The sequence below is a fragment of the Shewanella piezotolerans WP3 genome (assembly GCF_000014885.1).
Classification (GTDB): Bacteria; Pseudomonadota; Gammaproteobacteria; order Enterobacterales; family Shewanellaceae; genus Shewanella; species Shewanella piezotolerans.
Genome location: NC_011566.1, coordinates 1606151 through 1625748, shown reverse-complemented (window position 1 = coordinate 1625748; position 19598 = coordinate 1606151). Strand labels below are relative to the sequence as shown.

Here is a 19598-nt window from a genome sequence, read left to right as displayed (position 1 = left end):
CCTAGCAATAAGAATAAAAAATAGTATACTCCCAAAAGCGGCCGTAATTCTAAAAACAAATGTTAACAAAATTTTCAAAACCACCCCTTTTTTTTATCTAACAAAATATATTTAACAATTGAAGGGAGCACGAGCAACATAAAAAAACAAGGTTGGCGTAATAAGTTATGGGTCAACAAATATGGAGACAGCGCTAATAATATTACAAGAAAGTCCGTATCCTTCCTTATCAATACAAAATAAAAAATTATCAAGAATAAACCTACAATACCATAGCAAAAGAGTAAGGTACCAATGACTGAATGCAATTCTGACTGATGTTCTTCATTAACCAAATATGAATCAAATCTATCTACTGCCCCCTCTCCGGCACCAAAAATTAAGTACTCATAGTTGTTATATATCCGGTCATATCCTCTTTCCTCCCAAAAAGAGTGTTGAGCAGTTTCTTTTTTTATAACTCTTTGAGTTAAACTATCATTTTTCAATAGAAAAAAAGTAACCAAAGATGGGATAACTAAAATTGAAGTAACAGTAAGTATAAAAAAAGTTTTCTTATAAAATCTATAAGCAATATAAAACAAGATAATAGGTATTGCTAAAAAGGCACCAAATGAGAGAGTTATAAAAACCAAATACAATCCAAGCAGCATCGAAAATATAAATTTTAATTTATCTAGCAGCATAATATTATTAAAATTTCGAATTACTATATATGAGCAGGCTAAACAAATTAAAATAACAAATGCAGCTAGCTGATTTGGATTATTAAAAGTCAAACTTCTTCTCATTTGGCTTTCTGGATACAAAAAACTCATCAAAAACAACATAAGTATAATTACCAAGTGTAATGTAATTACATCACTTACTGTAACCTTACTTTGAGTTACAACCAGCACCAACAAAATAACAAACAAGAAGTTAAAAATATAAAAAAATGCGCTTAAAGCGATTCTATTATCTTGTTCAAACAGACTCATGCTTAAATTAATAAAAATAGCATATAAAAGAAAAAAAAGTATAAGCTTTAACTTTTTGTCATAAAAGCATGAACTCAAGTTATTCTTTACCCCATATAATGGAAGTATAATAAAACCAAATAATAAGAATAAGTCTGCAGCCTGTGGTAAACCACTACTCCATAAATAAAACGGTTTCAATAAAATGTAGAGCGAAAAAATAATAGCTAACATTATTCGTTAGCCTTTACGCAGAAAATTAATATACCAAGACATTACATTATTTAGCCCGCTAAATATATCAAATTTTGGTTCATACCCGAGGTTTGTACAAGCCTTATTGATATCAGCCTGAGAATGACGAACATCTCCGTCTCTAAAAGCTCTGTAAATCAAATTTCCTTTTATTTCTATACCATTTTTGATTAACTCCACTTTTATAGCTTGCACAAGTTGATTTAAACTTGTTCTATCTCCTACCGCTACATTATAAATTTTATCTTTTAATTCACTTGAAGCTGTAGCTGCAAGTATATTCATTTGAACAGTATTGCCAATATAACAAAAATCTCGGCTAGTCTCACCATCACCATTAATAAATATATCTTCGCCTTCAATCATTGCTGCAGTCCATTTGGGAATAACTGCAGCATAAGCACCATTAGGGTCTTGTCGCTGACCGAACACATTAAAATAACGAAGGCCAATGGTCTTAAAACCATATGTACGTGCATATACGCCAGCATAAAGCTCGTTTACATATTTAGTCACTGCATAAGGTGATAATGGGTTTCCAATATTTTCTTCTACTTTGGGTAGCGCTGGATGATCACCATATGTTGAACTTGAAGCCGCATAGGTAAAACTTTTAACCTGTTCATCACGCGATGCGACAAGCATATTTAAAAAGCCCGAGATATTGACTTCATTTGTAGTAATAGGGTCATTTATAGAACGTGGTACTGAGCCCAATGCAGCTTGATGTAATACGTAATCAACACCTGTAACTGCTTTTTTACAATCATCTAGATTACGAATATCTCCTTGGATGAACATAAACCTTTGCCATTGCTCTGTTGTTACTAAGCTTTTAACTTCATCGAGGTTATGCTGATGGCCAGTGGCGAAGTTATCTAAACCTACTACGGTTTGGTTAAGTTTTAGCAGTTTTTCTAGCAGGTTTGAGCCGATAAAGCCTGCTACCCCCGTAACAAGCCATGTCTTAGAGGCAGCCAATAAATCAGTTTGTACTTCTTGGTACTTTGTCATAATGTCTCGCTTAACTAAATGATGTTTAATGCTGAAAATAGAAATCAAACATCATTAATCTTTAATAATCAGCACTTCTTTCTAATTTAAAAGACTACAAACGCATATCCGCAATTTCAGCAGATAGAATATATTTTAAATCATAAATAATTGATTCGGCATTGGTTAATGATTTTAGCTCGACTTGCGTCATGGCTTTGAACTCATCGTGTGCAACAGCCATAACCATACCGTCGTAAGTAGCTGCAGGCTTTTCTGCCAACACTTCGATTCCGTATTCGTGCTTTGCTTCAGTTGGATTAACCCATGGGTCGTAAACGTCTACATTAACGTTATACTCATTAAGCTCGGTAATAATATCGACCACTTTCGTATTTCTTAAGTCTGGGCAGTTTTCTTTGAACGTGAGCCCCATTAGCAGGACATTAGCGCCTTTAACCTGAATACCTTTTTTAAGCATGGCTTTAACTAATTGAGAAGCAACATAACTCGCCATATTATCGTTGATGCGTCGGCCCGCTAAAATCACTTCAGGGTGGTAGCCAATAGACTCTGCTTTATAAGTTAAGTAATACGGGTCAACACCAATACAGTGACCACCCACTAAGCCTGGACGAAATGGTAAAAAGTTCCATTTAGTACCAGCAGCCTTTAGAACTTCTTCAGTATCAATATCCAGTTTGTTAAAAATTAGCGCTAATTCATTAATTAAAGCAATGTTTAAGTCACGCTGAGTATTCTCGATAACCTTTGCCGCTTCCGCCACTTTAATTGAAGAGGCCTTATGAGTGCCAGCTACAATGATGGTACCGTAAAGTGCATCAACAAAATCTGCAACCTCAGGCGTCGAGCCTGCTGTCACCTTTTTGATTGTTGTCACTCTATGTTCTTTATCACCAGGGTTAATACGCTCAGGGCTGTATCCCGCAAAGAAGTCTTTGTTGAAGGTTAGACCTGAAACGCGTTCTAATACAGGAATACAGTCTTCTTCAGTAGCACCAGGGTAAACTGTTGACTCATAGATAACGATATCACCTTTTGTGATGACTTTACCTAGGCTTTCAGATGCTTTAATTAACGGCGTTAAGTCTGGACGTTTATGGTCGTCAATAGGGGTTGGCACAGTCACTATGTATACATTGCACTGTTTAAGTTGTTCTAGATTAGAGGTGTAGTGCAAGAACTTTGCTTCGGCGAGCTCTTCAGATGAACACTCTAAGGTAAAGTCGTGCCGGTCGCTAAGCTCATTGACTCGCTGCTGGTTTATATCAAAACCAATTACATTTCTGGTTTTACCAAATTCGACAGCCAAAGGCAAACCAACATAACCCAGGCCAATGATTGCAATTTTTGTATCTTCTAGAGAAAAATCCATATTTAATTCCAGAGCAGTTAAAAAGTAAATGGATATAAATTTAAATAGTCTTTTCTATTTAAATTCTAAATTTAATATTAATTTGTCACTTTGACTTACTATACTTATGTATTAAACATCCCTATTGAGAACAGATAGCAAACTCTACGTACTATTGAAGGACATTTGTCTAAAGCATCCGGACGAATATATTAGGTCGCAAGAGAAATTGATTAGCGCTGAGTGGTTCATGACAAGAAACTATTAGCCCATGATTAGACCTGGATATAGCGCCGTCCCTTGTATTCACAGCTTTCTTTAAATCGGTTGATTAGGCTACGCACTAGCCTAATCTAATAATTAGTTATTCTATTTTTTATCACTTTCATAACTGTAGTTATAGTAACCATAGCCATATGATGCGCTCGCTTTTTTCTCTACCGCATTGAGAATAAAGCCTTTGACTTCAACGCCGGCAATGTCAAAGCGGTTACGTGCAACGTCAATCTCTTTGACTGTGTTTAGTCCAAAGCGGCCTACCATTAAGGTTGTGCCTGCGATAGCACCAACAATACTTGGGTCTGTCACCGCTAATACTGGCGGTGTATCAATAATCACTAGATCGTATTCACTTGATGCCCACTCAAAAAAGCTCGCTAAGCGTGGGTTCATGAGCAGTTCAGAGGGGTTCGGTGGCACTTGGCCACGGGTAATTACATCTAGGTTTTCTATACCTGATTTTTTAATAACGCTTTCCGCTGGTAATTTGCCAGATAGGAACTCTGAAAGCCCATTATCCCAGTCAAGATTAAAGTGCCGCTGAAGGTATCCTTTGCGCATGTCACCATCTATTACTAGTACCTTTTGACCGCTTTTAGCGATAACAGCTGCAAAATTGGCTGATATAAATGACTTACCGATTTCTGGTGAGGCGCCTGAAATCATCACCACATTATTTTTCGCTTCCATCATGGCAAAATGCATACTGGTTCTAAGACCGCGTAATGCCTCAATAGATAAGTCAGCAGGGTTAAATTCAGCTAATAATGATTCACTGACCTGTCGTTTACTTCTATGTCTGTTTCTTTTATATTTCTCATCAATAGTATTTTGCGACTCAGATAAAGGAATGCTGGCATAAACTGCTAAGCCTATTGCTTCGATTTCGTCTGGGTTTTCGATGCCTTTATGTAGTGCAGCTTTAACTAATACAACAGCAATTGCCAGCATGGCGCCTAAAAGTGTTGCGAGTACAACAATAAGTGGCTTTTTAGGTTTTATCGCCTGTGAATAGGATTGCGCCTTGTCGAGTATGCGTACATTGCCTACCGTGCCAGCTTTTAAGATACTTAGCTCTTGTACTTTATTCAGTAATTGAATATATATTTGTTGATTGACTTCAACATCGCGCGTCATGCGGAGCACTTCACGTTGTGTTTTCGGTAACTGTTGTACTCGCCTGTTTAGGCGCTCTTTTTCAGCAAGTAAAACCTGACGTTTATCTAGCAAAGATTTATAAGCTGGATGGTCTTTAGTAAAGCGCTGGCTAATTTCACTCTCTTTAAAGGTTAACTCGTTTAATTGCGCCTCAAGCTCTACCATGACTTTTAGGGTTGATTGCGCTTCTAAGCCTAAGTCTATTGAGTCATTGTCTTGACGGTAACGATTAAGCGTGTCTTCGTAGTCGGTTAATTCAGTTTTTATACTTGGCAAATGACTTTGCAGAAAATTTAAACTTTTTTGCGCTTCCGCCGAGTCTCTAGCCACATTTTGTAGAAAATAGTTCTCACTTACATTATTAAGAATCTCTTCAATCAGCTGTTTTTCTTCGCCCGCAAAAGACAACTGCAGTATGCCCGTTTGCTTGCCACGCTCACTTACACTGAGATTTTTTTGTAACCACTGTATAGCATCCAGTTTTGAGCGTTTACTAACTGCAAACTCATCACCCTTGCTGCCCACTAGCTGCTGAACAAACAAGCTATAGTCACCTTTAGTCGCTAGCTCGCCAACTAAGCCGGCTAATACTTTTCGGCCTTCTTGATTATAAAGTGTATATGCACCTTTGGCGCTATCATCAACACTCAGAATAAAATTCGCTACAGTATTATTAGGCGTTTGAAAACGACTAATTTTGATGGCATTTGATTCACCCGTGAGTCTACTCAGCCCTTTACCAATAACGGCTAAGTATTGAGGCTGTGCTAAAGTGGTTAGGTTTAATTTGTCTACGGTTTTGCCTAACACCATCCTTGATTTTATAATTTCAACTTCGGTGGTTGCCGAAGACTCACTGGAAAACATATCACCCATGTCACCGACCAGCGCTGACATACCGCTACTTTTTTGTTCAACTTGGATCAATGCATCAGCTTTATACACTGGCGTAGCCAATAGCGCGTAGATCACACCGATTGTTGTGAATAGTGACGTTACTGCAATAATTAACCAGCGAGCGTCGAGTAATATGCCAAATAACTTTCCTAAATCAATATCACCATTAGAATTGCTTTGGGGTAACGGCTGTGACTGGTTTGCTTGAAAGGGGGTATTACTGCTCATAGCGTTAATATAATCCAAATTATGTCTTTAATAAGTGGCGCACTTGGTCATTATTATATTGGTAGGTGGCCTACATTTATTTTGTTTAAGCTGGGGGTATATACCTAATTAATGTTTGGTATATACCTCATTTTACTTAGTTATTTTTGCCGACCATGCTTTGGCAGATGAATCGATTAGCTTGTAAGCGTGCTCAAATGCTTCTTTGCTTTGCCTATACGGGTCGGGGATATCCTTTTGGCCCAGCCATTGGCCAAAAAGCATAGTTTTACCGCGAGCCTCGGGGGCTATTTGTGATATCGCTTCAATGTGGCCTTTTTCCATCGCGAGAATTAAATCGTACTCACGACACAATTCACGGGTTAATTGTTGAGCTTTATGGGCATCTAAAGAGCAGCCATTTTCTGTGGCAATTAAGTTTGCTGTTTTATCTGCAGGTTTACCCGATAACCCGCTTTTAGCCGTTGCAATACCCGCAGAGTTAATAGTCTTGCTCGGCAAGTACTGTTTCAACAACTGCTCGCCCGTCGGTGAGCGGCAAATATTACCAACACATACAACCAAAATTTTATTGAACATATACAACCTAATACTGAATGCTAAAATCTAAACTCGAGTTTTATTGGAATTTACCAGTTTCTAATGCGTAACGCACCTTCTGTTAAGTTATTGAAGCCATTGATAGTCGGCACAAGCTGGCCTACCACTCTGTTCCAACGAGTAACTGGCGCGGCAGTGACATACACAATGTCGTACGGTTGTATATTAAACTCAGTGCCAATGATCATGGCTGTTGGGTTTTCAATGTTTAGTTGGTAAACATTAGCAGCTACATTAGCCTGTTTACTCGCGCGAATAACAAACACCCCGGTAGCATCTGCCGACAGCTGATTCAGTCCACCTGCTGCGCTCAGAGCCTCTGTTAAACTCATGCCCGCTCTATCAATTTTTACGATTTGAGGCTCATTTACTTCGCCCATAACAAATACTTTTTGCGCGTCGTTACGTGGTACATGTACGATGTCACCATCTCGTAGCAATCTGTTTTGGGTTAAATCACCCTTTTGCATTAGTGCATAAAGCGAAATCAGCTCTTCTTTACCATTTCGTGTTAGTACTACGTTGCGCCAGTCTGCGTCTGTTGCTAGGCCGCCTGCTTGATTTACTGCATCAAGTAAAGTGAGCGGCACATTACTAATGGCTTGTTTACCTGGCTTGCTGACTTCCCCTGTTATGTAAGCTTTTTGAGAACGAAAATTTGCAACGTTTACATCGACTTGTGGAGTTTCGATATATTGCGATAATCGCTTAGCCATCTCTTTGCGAATTTCTACAACGGTTTTACCCGCTACGTCTACAAAACCAATATAGGGGTAGAATATCCTGCCGTCTGCGTGCACCCAGTTACCTGATTCAGCGGCACTACGGTAGGAACCTGCTGGGATTGTCAGTTCAGGGTGATCCCATATTGTCACATTTAAAATATCAGCCGGACCAACAAAATACTCGTAGCTAGCTAATTCTGCATCTAACTCTGGGTTAGCCAATGCGACTTTAGGCGCACTCGCCATTTTTTTAAGCTGCTGTGGTGTAAGAGCATACACGTTGACTTTTACTTTGTTATCTACAGCATCAAGTGTGTCTACATTGTTCGGTTCAATATCAGTCGCTAGGTGCTGACCGGGAATGACACAACCAGAGAGCAACAAGCTGCAAAAAGTAAGTGCTGCGATTTTGATGTTTAGTTTTTTTGTTTTCATTGATTATTTCACTAATTATTTTATCCCGCAGGACTGCGACCAAACTAAATGCCTACAAAAGGCAGGTAAAAACTGGGTAATGCTCATCGACTCACACCTGTGAACAGCCCTTGATCTGCAATAAGCAGTCTAGATACAGGAGTTGTGTGATGGCAGTATTTAGGAATTTTTTTGAGTTATCTTACTACAGGCCTGGGTGCCAGCAGCAATGAGAAGCAGGTTCAACACGTACTTAAGTCGGCTATGGCTTATGTTTAGACACGCTACCGCCCATGGATTGTGGCTTCCAAATTGCCGTATCATCATGTAAAAAGCATGCACTTTTTACACTCGTCCTTGTTAATAGCGTGTGATTATACATATTTAATCAACAAATAATGACAGTTTTTTGGCGTTTTTTTCGAAAATAGTCTATAGGACTGAATTTTCGAGTAATTCAGTGATCGCACGAGCAATATTGCACCATATTTATTGCAAACTCAGTCGAATCAATCTTGATTTTCAGGCACAAAAAAAGCCGACATCATGTCGGCTTTGTAAAACATTAACATTTTTATGATAACGGATCTGTAGGTAACTGCACCTAGTCTAGCTTACCATTCCAGCCTAACAGGTTCTCTAGCTCCTCAGATTTGTATAGCAATTGTTACGCTCAGAGTGTTAGATAATCGGAAAATCCCCCTTTAGTTCAGTGCTCTTAGCGAACAACAATTCTCTACTGACCAACTAAACGCCTCGAACACAACACGCATATCCCAACCGATGCCTCTACCTAATAAATAACGGAACAATTCAAAACTTAGAGGCATTACTATACCTAAACATAATAGAAGCTTAGGATCATTAGCCAGCAACATTGTTGAGCATTGGACGGTATTTTATTCTTTAGTTAAAAAGAGCTTCAAAAAAGACGAAGCTAAACTAACCCTCAAAACTTAGTAACTTGAATAACCTTCTAGCAAAGATTGACAGCAACTAAGGAGCAAATATAAATAATCCTTGTAGCATACAGTTCAAAGTTATTAAGCACCCATCTCTTTATATAGCCGAGCACTGTCCTTAGATATTTTGGTTGTGTTTCATTATCATATAGGCATAAAAAAGGCCAACAATCAAAGTTGACCTTAATAGGATCATATTATGAAGCTAACAGTACAACGTTTGTGCTATGACCGAGGAACTGATAATTCGCAAATTCTATCCGCTACTAATGAATCACTTATGCCCTTAGCAAAAACACTATTAAAATTGCATTCACTGTCTATCGGTTCTTTAAAATAATCAGTAATTCCGTTCGAAAGCTTTACGAAGTCACTAAAAACCGATGAATTTTCTTTAAAATAATCTGGAATATCGTGTTCAGGAAATTCATACAGATATAGATTTGAAATTGAGCCACATAACGCTAATAGGGATGAATAATGCCCAAGGTAAATGGGAACATGAGGTAATTGCTCTTCTGAGAGAGAGAAATTGTGGCTTTCATACAGCGAAATATCAGAGCGAGGGTGAAGCTTTACTACTACTGGTATATTGGCTTGAGCAGAGAATGAGGACAACTGTCTCAGAAAATCAGCCATTTGTTCACGCCCCATCCGGCCATCTTCGACCAATGTTTGGGCAACGTAGCAGATTTTATTCTGTTCTAGTTCCTTAGACTTAATGGGCTCAACCTTCAATAATTCGTGATATCCAATTATAGACATACAATCCTTGCTATAGCCAAAATTACTAGAATGATATTCTTTCCAAAACTCTCCATAGACTAGAACATGATCAGAATTAATTTTATTATAGAAAGTAATCGCCTTTGTATAATCGATGGATTTAACGAAGTGCTTTATAAATGCATTGAACACACCTATAAAAGGCAAACCAATGGCCTTAGCTACCACACGAGAATATTTGACATAACGCAAGGTTTTGATGATTTTGAGTATAAAAAGTGAGCGCTCTCTTTTAAGGTGAGAAACATACATACCATGTTGGATCATTATAGATTTCAGTCCTAGGGATCTAGCTACAGAAACAAAAGCAGTATCCCCAAGCCTTTGAGCATTATGAACTAATAAAGTTACTTGGTTTTTTGTTAACAGACTCGCTATTTCTTTAAAAGAAATATGGCGAACTTTAATGCATGTGACACCAATTTCGGTTAAAAATGAATATGCATCTGAATTATATTCATCATAAAAAGCAATGACTTCAATACTTCTTGACCTAAACTCTTTAATTAACCCTCCTATGTAATTCATATGGTTAACTAAATTAACGTCATAAACAGCAATTTTCATTATTTCAGCCTTTGTAATTCTTAAAACCACTCATAAAACCTTTAAAGTACCTAAACGGAAATACTCCAGTCTTGATAAGAGCATAAGGAAATTTGAGTATAACTTTTATAAATTTCACAATTAGATATTTGATGCTAAAAATAGACAAGCCGTTGGAAATCAACATCTTCTTGCAAAATGCTCCATGCCCAAGCGCATAATCTTCGGTCTTACAAGCTGTATACGCTACTGGATTTATGTGATAGGTGGTAATATTAGGTACATAAATACCTTCTACATCCATGTTCAACATTCGATATACGAAATCGACTTCTTCACAACTAGGAAACTTCGCTCCCAACCCGAGTTGCTCATCAAATCTAATCCCTTTAGATGCTATAAATTGTTTATCAATGAATAACGAAATAGAAGTTATGTCAGCACCAAAATTAGATCTGTTGATTATATGCTCATCTTCCCTTTCAGTGTAACGAGTTAGTTGGTTAGTTCCTGGAACCCTAACTGTTCCCCCTACAAAACAAAACTTACCATTGCTAGCGGCAATTTTTTGTAATATCACATTATTTAAGTCTATCAGTAGATCACTTTTATAAGTCGCATCATCATCTGCAAAACAGACATAGTCACCCGTAGATAATTCTATCCCTATATTACGACTGCAACTTAGCCCTCTTTTTAAAGAGTGTACATATAACACTGGAAAGTCGAAGTTAAAAGTCTCAAGAACATTATATGTTGAGTGGTCAAAACTTTGATCCACTACAATTAGCTCTAAAGTTATATTAGTAGCTAGCTTTATGTTTGATATAGATTTTAAACAATCACTAATAATATCACTACCATTACAAGTAGCTAAAATAAAAGATAACTTCATATATTACCTATAAGGGTTTTCAATAACAATATCGACTTCTGAAGGTAAGTCTCGACGAATAACATAGCCATGCTCGATGAATAAATCGTTTAGATAGTAAAATGGTTCCTGAGAAACTAAGGGGAAGTTATAATAGAAAATGGCTGAGTTAAGATACCAATTAGTGGAAAATATAACTAACAGAGAAACACTCAATAAAATTCGGTGAGAAAATTTGTATTCCTGATTAAAAACCAAAAAGAAGTAGTATCCCATCAGTATTGTAAATACTGATGCGAATATCCTAGTAGTCATTCCTGGGATATAACCAAACCCTATAGTAATAACAACAAGAAGGAAAAGCTGGTTAAACACATTTTTCTTCACTTTCGCAAATAAAAGGATAAGCAATGCAAAAATAGCATAAATCGATGCAACTACAGCTCCTTTCAAAGCAACTACATAAAAGTTCTCGTCACTAACTTTTAGAAATGCTGACTTTGCTTTAGCTAAGAAAAATAAATCAGAGGCTAAAACATAGTCCATCATTAATTTGAAACCAATAAATCCAACGACCGAAATCACTGATATCACAATAGCATTGTGGAAAGTTGCTTTGAAACTTCTTTCTTTAAAAACATAATATAGTATCGGATAGACGACTAATGCTGACACATGAAATGTGCATGCCAATAAAATAAAAATTACCTTGTTACGTCTAGCTGCTGAAAATAATGCCAAAACAACAAAAAAGGAGGAGAACCCCTGTCTCAAATGATTAAGCGTCGCTCCATACTTAAAAAACAAAAACATTAAAGCTATTAAAAGAGCTAATCGTTTCCAACTAACTGAGTATTTTTCTGCAATAATGGCAATAATGGAAAGAAACAGCGTCATTTGAAACAATATATAGCATAATTTCACTAAATACGGATACCCAGCTCCAATGATAAGAGACAAAAAATAATTGAGTAAAGGCAACCCAATTTCAGCACCAGCACCAAAAATAAAACCATCTAAGTTAAAGCCATTATTGAGGAAGTAAATGTAGTTATTATAGTATGTTGTAAAGTCTTGCTCCTCGTACAAAAAAATCGGCTGAGAATAAGCCGATATTGATGTGGAGACAAAAAGGAAAAAGGTGCATACAATTAAATACCAAACACCTGAGTCTTTGGAAATATTAGGCTTTGAAGAACTCAGAAAAAATAAAGACAATGAACATGTGACAAATGATAAAAAAGGAGCGAAACAAATAAAAATTATATTTATTGTTAAAAAATAGAATTTTTTATTGTTAAAATAATTCATCAAATGGAACCCTTTCGAATACCTCAAGCTTCCCGCCATGCGTAGAGTTATATATTTGTTTTCCAGCACAATCAAACATCAGCCCCATCATTTTGTAACTCTTTAAAACGTTATCTAGTTGAGGGTCATGCCAAGTTTTTCCTTTACCGAAATAGTCAGGATGAAAATGATTTTCATCGTCTTCTGTTGATACTATTTCTAGCCCGTCTATTTTCGCACTGCTTGGTATATCATAACTAAAGTCCATTCCTAATAGATAGACTTTTTCAAAGCCCATATAGAATGCTAATTGCAAATTCATCATCGTTACGGACTGTCCACAATACATTCTCTTAGATGCATCTGTAGAAAACCTAGGTATACCAAAATTCGGACTTTCCTCTCGGTAAAATCCAGTATTCATCTTAAAGAAGTAACAATTCTCCTTATTTTTAATTTTGCTTTTATAATGAGTTGGGAAAAACTTATACTCACAATCATAGTCATTAATTTCTGCGGTATTGTCATTCATCACAGCTTTATCTTCTACCACATAAAAAGTTGGCTTAAAGCCACACTCTTTTGTCTTATAGAAAATACCGTTAACACCAAAAGTATATTCATTTTCAAGCTTGCTAAAGTCTACCTTATTTAGAGAAGGGCCGTTACCTAAAATAAAGCAACGCTCTCCTTTAAACTTTCCTTTTAAGGCTCTAATCTTTTTCGTATCTGGTGAACCGTATATAAATGGTTCTTCTAACAAGCTGTAGTCCAGTGAATTACGGTCAAAAACACTAAAAAAAACTTTCTTTAAAAACATCTTAAATTACCTTATGAATTTTTCTGAATAAAACAATTTTACTGACAACTAACAATAACAATACGACTGAAAAGATTACGTTAACAAGAAGAACAATATATAACTCCGCAAATACATTCAGCACTAAAAATTGCAATCCAGCTTGAATAATGAAACAAATCAATACGTACTTAGCCACTAGAATTGCTTTACCTCTGAAGTAAAGCTCATTCATTAGAACCATAGAGCAAGATTGAAATAATGTAGATAAACAAGCTATCCACAAAATTTCTTTTGATATTGCATATTCGGCATAATATGCAGATAAATAGCTATAACCAGAGAACCATAATAATAGAACAGCTATAAATAACAAAATAAATGTAAAACGATAGATCTTATTAATCTTTAGAAGTTCTTTTGAACTCCCGCTCGATAAGTGCCTATTCACTTCAGGAACTATTGCTAAATTGATTGCAGTCACGAATAGTACGGCAATTGCTGAAATCTGAACAGATAATGCATATTGACCTAGTGTAGCTACTCCAAGATAAAAAGCGATAAGGTAGCGTTCTGCACCACTTCTTAGCCACCAACCAATAGCTTGTGGCATAAACGCAATCCCTTTTAACGCTACATTTAAACTATCCTTTTTGGGCACTATAACTATTTTAGAAAATGAAACAAACGTATTTGTAGCTTTCAAGTAAATTGCTTGCAGAGTTAGCCCTACGCATAAAGCTACTATCCAAGAGAGTATACCTTGCTTATAAAGCATCGCGAATACAATTAAATATGTTATAGAGAAAATAACCTGTGCTTTAAGGTATTGATTAGTTTCTTTTCTACACTGTAATAATGCAAGACTAGTTGTAGTATAAGTTCTTAAACATGGTACAAACAAGAGTATATAATAATAAGCTGAAACCTCTTCATAAATTAATATAGGAACAATAATTATAAGAAGTAACAATGAAGATGTTAAAGAATTTGATAACTGTGTATTTAACTGTTTTTTTAAAACATCAGTTTCAAACTTAAAAAAATCTATTCGTGTTACTGCTGCCGTATTATTTATCACTATGATTGAAAGGATTTCTACGGTAACAATCAATAAAGTTAATGTACCGACAAGTTCACTTGAAAATTGATGGGCAAAGACAAATATGGTCGCAAATGGAATCAGCTTAGCTAAACCCTCACTTACGCCATATTTAAAAATTTTTGATAAAATAGGAACCTCACATAAAATGTAAAAACCACTCAAACTTTAGGTTTCAACACTAAATACAGAAAAGATGCAGGAGTAAAACAAGCTGGATCATCCCAAAGTAGCAACTAACACTATGAAGCCACCCAGTTTTTATACCAATTTGCATTATAAATATCACAATCTAAATGTCGCACGCACATTAAATTCGTAAGTAGCATTGCAAATATAAAAACAGCCAGTTAAAACTGTTATTCTTAATTTATTAACGATAGAAACTTATATATTAGATAAAACATTACGGCCAATTTTGTTTAAGCCATCTTTATTATAATGAACATTATCTACAGTATATTTCTTAATTTCATCTTCATTCCACCCCGACAAATCAATTGTATTATCTAAACTCTGTAGCACTAATTTGTCTTGCACTAATTGCTGATTTATACTGCTCGGCCTTTTTCGCCAATAATCGCCATCCCAATCAATTAGCACCGGGTTTATACCTACATATATTAAATTATCTACCTCCTTCAATATAGGTAAAATCTCTTTTTCAATAAACCCAGTAGACATAAACTGTAAGGTTTTCTCACCTAAATAATCATTTAAAAAATCATTTCTATTCTCAAAATAATCTTCCCAACCCTTTGATTTCAAAAAATCACGTTTTAAAGACAACATTTGATTGTATGAAGAAACTGGTCGCGGTGCAAAATCAACAATCCCACAGTGTAAAACAATAACATCATATTTTTTATTTGAATTTTCATAATATGAAATAAAATCTAATATGCTTGTAAACTTATAGGGGCAAAACTTGTAATCTACATCATACTCGTTGAAGCTCTGTAAATATGAATAAAATGGGTTACGCTGTTTAAATGGACTATCAATTTCAGTCCCTCTAGAATCCGTATATATTAATATTGATTTTTTATTCTTTCTTAAAATTAAAAATGCTCGATATATAAACCTGCATATCTTCAAATTTAATGTTACAACTATTTTTTTGAAAACTTTCATGAAGGATCACTTAAACAGCCTTGAATTCCACCGCTTGCACTAATACAAGCACCTTGAACAAACCCTGCACTTTCAGAGGATAGAAACACTGCTAACTTAGCAACTTCTGTAGGTGTCCCTACACGCCCAAGGGGATGAAACATCTCAAGTTTTTTGTATTGTTCCTCTTTACCATCAAAGCCAGCCTTAAGCATCTCTGTAGCAATTGCAGCAGGTTCTATGGCATTAATTCTTATCTTACTCCCTATATCTAACACCATATTACGCGTCATCGAACTTAGCGCTGCTTTTGTCGTAGCATATGCAACAAACTCTTTCTTTGTTTGTGTTGCATGGATGCTGCTGATATTAACGATTGAGCCAATATTAGTTGTCAAATCATCTAGAAATAATTGCGACATAAAGAATGGAGCTGATAAGTTTACATTAAAACTAGTATTCCATTGCTCTCTTGTTAAGCTACTAGTATCTGCAAGAATTTGTATTGCTGCATTATTAACTAAACTACTTATACCTGTTCCGTTAGTTATCTCTTTTACTTTTTGATAGAACTCCGTTGCATATAATTCGTTTACAACGAATTTTTCTAAATCAAGCTGTAAGAAGTAAACGTTGTCAATCTTATCATTACTAACTTTAATGTCCGTAGCAATCACATGATAACCTTCATCGGCAAACTCTTTTACCAAAGCTTGGCCTATACCACCTAAAGCACCTGTAACTAGCGCCCACTTCTTATGTATGCGTGTATGTTGCATTGGAGTTCTCTTTTGTACTGCAAATATTTGATAACTATTTGGTATTTAAAAATTCAGCAATATGCGATATAGCTTTATAAGTCGCACGCCTTACGCCTTCTTTAGTATTGCTACCATTGTGTGAGCCAAAAACACACTGTGGCATATCACGTAATGGGGAATTATCAGGCAATGGTTCTACTTCAAAAACATCTAAACCCGCAGCTGCGATGTGCCCACTAAGCAATGCATCAATTAGTGCAGCTTCGTCAATCAAAGGACCTCTTGCAACGTTTACTACCATCGCTCCAGCTTTCATTGCACTGATTACTTTAGCATCTAGCATATGGAAATTATGTTTATTCAATGCGCAAGTGAATACGAGGAAGTCTAACTCTTGAATTCCGTCAGGATAACTCTCTCTAGTAACATAGCTATATCCCTTGTCACCTACAACCCCTGGGTCGTAAACGGTAACGTCTACATCAAATCCGCCTAAACGTTTGACCAAACTTTCGCCAATATCTCCGAACCCAACAACACCAACATGTTTTCCTGAGACGCTCATACCTGCAGGTTTAGGCCAGCTATTATTATTACGGATTTCACGGTCAATAAAATGAGTTTGACGCGCCAATGCAAGTAGCAATGACATACCAACGTCAGCGACTTCACCACCAAACATATTAGGAGTATTAATAATTGGTATCTCTAGTGCTTCACATGCAGAAAAATCTACATTATCAACCCCTATACCCCACTTTACTGCTGCTTTTAAATTGCCCTTTACTCCAGCTTCAAAAACACGTTTAGTTGCAGGATCATCTCCAATGATCCAACCATCAAAGTCAGGCAGTAATTCTATTAATTCTTCTTCACTTAACACTTGTGTTGTGTTTGCGGGAACTAGTTCAATGCCTTGCTCTTTCGCTGGCTCAATAAATTCTTTAAACATTCCCAGCATAGGTGGACAAGTGACTAAAACTTTTTTCATTGTATTATTACCTTAAACTTTAACCAAACCTTTGTCTTTCATATAATGGGTCATTACTACAGCTCTGTCCCAATCATCTGGGGTGTCAATGTCTGAACATTCCAAAGCTGGTGAAACCATCATAGTTGGACGACTACCAATTCTTGCATTAGTACTTTTGAAGCTTTCTCTATTGAACAAATAAAGGTTAGAGTTTTCTTCATACCACGGCTCTAAATCTTGAGTAGGTATTAGATTATCAGGGTCATGATTAATCGCTTCACATTTACTGCTATAAAATCTGGTTTGAATTTTATTTACGGTAAATAAAGAATCTGCTTTATCATTTTCAAGGGCTGCTGAATACTGGTCCAGTGCTTGTTTAATTGTTTTTGATGACAATAATGGATTGGTAGTATGTGTCATTAAATAAATATCAGCTTCAATGTTTGCAACGTCATCAGCTAAAACTAGATTCATCGAGACTTCATCACCACATATTTCAGCCTTTCTATCACGTATAAGTATTCTATCAGTACCTATAAGTCCATTCTCAGCTAATATGTCACGAGCATCGGTATTAATGACTATCTGATCGATTTCCTCGACAGCTAAAAGACTATCTAAAATCCATTTAAAAAGTGGTTTACCACAAAAGTCTCTGAAATTCTTTCCTTTAACACGGGTACTATTTGCCTTCATAGGCAGCAGTGCTACAACTCTTTTATTTGACATACTTCTTACCTTTTAAATTTATCATCATAACTGGAGGATACATCCATATTAGTAACACGTGGGTAAAAATACTTCATTTTCATTTGATGAGACAATTTACGATGAATATGGTTACCTGCGTAGGCTCCGTGGTACTGAGCTATTCTAAAATGAATTATCGACTTGAACTCGTCTTTTAAACATCCTTGATGAAATGCCGCTTTTAGGTCTTTAACAACCCCTACACTTATGTACTTAATCATATCCCAACAAGTTACATGCACTTGTGGCATTATCTGTTGAAGTGCAATTGCTTCTCGTTCATATCGAATTTTTACTTTAGCCCACGACTCATCATGAATATGGTATACTCCAGCGTCCGCTACGTATCCAATTTTTTTACCTACCTCAACTAGGTGCTTCGCTAGATACATATCTTCGCAACCAGTTAACTCTTCATTGAAGCGATTGGTTTCCCATATATCCCTGCGTATGGCAGCATTGGCATTATTACAGAAGAAACCAATCTGCGGCACGTTAGATTCACTTGGAAAATATTTTCCAAAAAGTAATCGCTCACTAAATTTAGTCGTATCTCTACCCAACTGTCTTCCATAAGTATAGCTACAGTCCTTTTCTAGGGGGCGAACTAAATTTGTTATCCAATATTTGTCACACGGTATACAATGCCCACTAATCAATACAAGATAAGCACCATCGGAAAACTCACACCCTTCATTTAATGAGCGGCCGAATGTAAAATCTTCCTTCTTAATATATGTTACTCGGCAACCATAGCTTTCTGCGATCTCTAAAGTTCTATCAGTTGAACCAGAGTCAATTATTACGGTCTCAATATCATAGAGAGTTCTATCTTGATCTTTTATAGCCGAAAGTAACTCTTCTAAATGCCGCTGCTCATTTAACGTTCTAATAATTATACTAACAAGTGGTTTACTGGTCACTTACAGCTCCTAAATCTACAACAAAAACATTACCTGACGAGGGATATAAATTAAGAGATTCCTCCGACATACCTTCTCTTGCACTAGTAACATATAACCAGCGTTCATCAACCAATATGCAATTAGTTGGTCGTGGAACCGGCAACTCTATTTTATATTTTAGCTTTGCATCTTTGTCGAATACTCTGACACAAAACCCGTCCCACATAGAAATATAAATATTACCATTTCTATCGACGCACCCACCATCAGGAGTATAATTTTCATCGGAAAAATCTTTCCATAATGTCTTTACTATTTTATTTTTAAAATCTTTGTTTAACGAGTACACCCGCTGCTCTAGCGAATCTGATATTAAAATATTTTCCTCAAGCTCAATAAAAGTATTCGGAATACTAAATGACAGGTCTTCAATTTCGTTAACTTTACCCGATTCTAACCTATACAGGTTTCCACTTTTATCACCTGGTTTAAAGTACATCGTACCGTAGAGCATAGAACCATCTTGTAATTTAACGGCATCATTAGCTCTAAATCCACTAGATTCTGTATAAGGTGTGTCGTAGAGAAGTTCAGTTACGTGAGTATTTAAATCAAAATGACCAATTCCAAAACGATCCACAAACGTTATGATTTCGTCTTCCACAGACAGAACTGCGCTTGGCATCGAACCTATTGAAAAAAAATCATATGAGTCATTTAAGAGATCAACATTTTTCCTATATATTATAGAGTTAATAATATCAACCCAATAGATGTGGCGGCTACTTTCATCAAAGTAAATACCTTCACCTAAAATACAGGAAGTTGGAGCAAATACCTTGTTTATCAAA

17 protein-coding genes are annotated in these 19598 nt (G+C 36.2%); all 17 read right to left on the bottom strand.

Annotated features, from left to right (window positions below; translation table 11 throughout):
• Positions 1–74: 74 nt before the first annotated feature.
• Positions 75–1193, bottom strand: a complete 1119-nt coding sequence (locus SWP_RS07020) for a hypothetical protein (RefSeq protein ID WP_020911738.1) — start codon at positions 1191–1193, stop codon at positions 75–77.
• 6 nt (positions 1194–1199) lie between these two features.
• Positions 1200–2228: an NAD-dependent epimerase/dehydratase family protein gene (locus tag SWP_RS07015; protein ID WP_044555742.1), complete on the bottom strand. Its 1029-nt coding sequence runs from the start codon at positions 2226–2228 to the stop codon at positions 1200–1202.
• Positions 2229–2322: 94 nt separating this feature from the next.
• Positions 2323–3603, bottom strand: coding sequence for a Vi polysaccharide biosynthesis UDP-N-acetylglucosamine C-6 dehydrogenase TviB (tviB, locus tag SWP_RS07010; protein ID WP_020911736.1), 1281 nt, complete (start codon positions 3601–3603; stop codon positions 2323–2325).
• Positions 3604–3951: 348 nt separating this feature from the next.
• Positions 3952–6144: a polysaccharide biosynthesis tyrosine autokinase gene (locus tag SWP_RS07005; protein ID WP_044556321.1), complete on the bottom strand. Its 2193-nt coding sequence runs from the start codon at positions 6142–6144 to the stop codon at positions 3952–3954.
• Between the two features lie 132 nt (positions 6145–6276).
• The gene (locus tag SWP_RS07000; protein WP_020911734.1) at positions 6277–6723 is read right to left on the bottom strand and encodes an arsenate reductase/protein-tyrosine-phosphatase family protein; all 447 of its coding nucleotides are present in this window, start codon (positions 6721–6723) and stop codon (positions 6277–6279) included.
• Positions 6724–6773: 50 nt separating this feature from the next.
• Positions 6774–7904 carry a polysaccharide export protein gene (locus tag SWP_RS06995; protein ID WP_044555741.1) on the bottom strand — a complete coding sequence of 377 codons (1131 nt, stop codon included), beginning with the start codon at positions 7902–7904 and terminating at the stop codon, positions 6774–6776.
• Positions 7905–9070: 1166 nt separating this feature from the next.
• A complete protein-coding gene (locus tag SWP_RS06990; protein ID WP_020911731.1) occupies positions 9071–10198 on the bottom strand; it encodes a polysialyltransferase family glycosyltransferase in 1128 nt (375 codons plus the stop codon).
• A gap of 4 nt (positions 10199–10202) precedes the next feature.
• Positions 10203–11072 carry a glycosyltransferase family 2 protein gene (locus tag SWP_RS06985; protein WP_020911730.1) on the bottom strand — a complete coding sequence of 290 codons (870 nt, stop codon included), beginning with the start codon at positions 11070–11072 and terminating at the stop codon, positions 10203–10205.
• Between the two features lie 3 nt (positions 11073–11075).
• Positions 11076–12362: an EpsG family protein gene (locus SWP_RS06980; RefSeq protein WP_020911729.1), complete on the bottom strand. Its 1287-nt coding sequence runs from the start codon at positions 12360–12362 to the stop codon at positions 11076–11078.
• On the bottom strand, positions 12349–13161 hold the full coding sequence (locus SWP_RS06975; RefSeq protein ID WP_020911728.1) for a 6-hydroxymethylpterin diphosphokinase MptE-like protein: 813 nt from the start codon (positions 13159–13161) through the stop codon (positions 12349–12351). Before SWP_RS06975 ends, SWP_RS06980 begins: the two co-directional genes overlap by 14 nt.
• 1 nt (position 13162) lies before the next feature.
• The gene (locus tag SWP_RS06970) at positions 13163–14407 is read right to left on the bottom strand and encodes a lipopolysaccharide biosynthesis protein (protein ID WP_020911727.1); all 1245 of its coding nucleotides are present in this window, start codon (positions 14405–14407) and stop codon (positions 13163–13165) included.
• A gap of 222 nt (positions 14408–14629) precedes the next feature.
• Entirely contained in the window at positions 14630–15376 is a 747-nt protein-coding gene (locus SWP_RS06965; protein ID WP_020911726.1) for a hypothetical protein, read from the bottom strand.
• Positions 15373–16134, bottom strand: coding sequence for an SDR family NAD(P)-dependent oxidoreductase (locus SWP_RS06960; protein WP_020911725.1), 762 nt, complete (start codon positions 16132–16134; stop codon positions 15373–15375). The genes SWP_RS06965 and SWP_RS06960 overlap by 4 nt, the downstream gene beginning before the upstream one ends.
• Positions 16135–16168: 34 nt before the next feature.
• Complete coding sequence (locus SWP_RS06955; RefSeq protein WP_020911724.1) at positions 16169–17107, bottom strand: phosphoglycerate dehydrogenase; 939 nt, start codon at positions 17105–17107, stop codon at positions 16169–16171.
• A 12-nt stretch (positions 17108–17119) separates the two neighbouring features.
• On the bottom strand, positions 17120–17821 hold the full coding sequence (locus SWP_RS06950; RefSeq protein ID WP_228371121.1) for an acylneuraminate cytidylyltransferase family protein: 702 nt from the start codon (positions 17819–17821) through the stop codon (positions 17120–17122).
• 5 nt (positions 17822–17826) lie between these two features.
• On the bottom strand, positions 17827–18765 hold the full coding sequence (locus SWP_RS06945; RefSeq protein ID WP_020911722.1) for a glycosyltransferase family 2 protein: 939 nt from the start codon (positions 18763–18765) through the stop codon (positions 17827–17829).
• Positions 18755–19597, bottom strand: coding sequence for an SMP-30/gluconolactonase/LRE family protein (locus tag SWP_RS06940; protein ID WP_020911721.1), 843 nt, complete (start codon positions 19595–19597; stop codon positions 18755–18757). Before SWP_RS06940 ends, SWP_RS06945 begins: the two co-directional genes overlap by 11 nt.
• Position 19598: the final 1 nt, after the last annotated feature.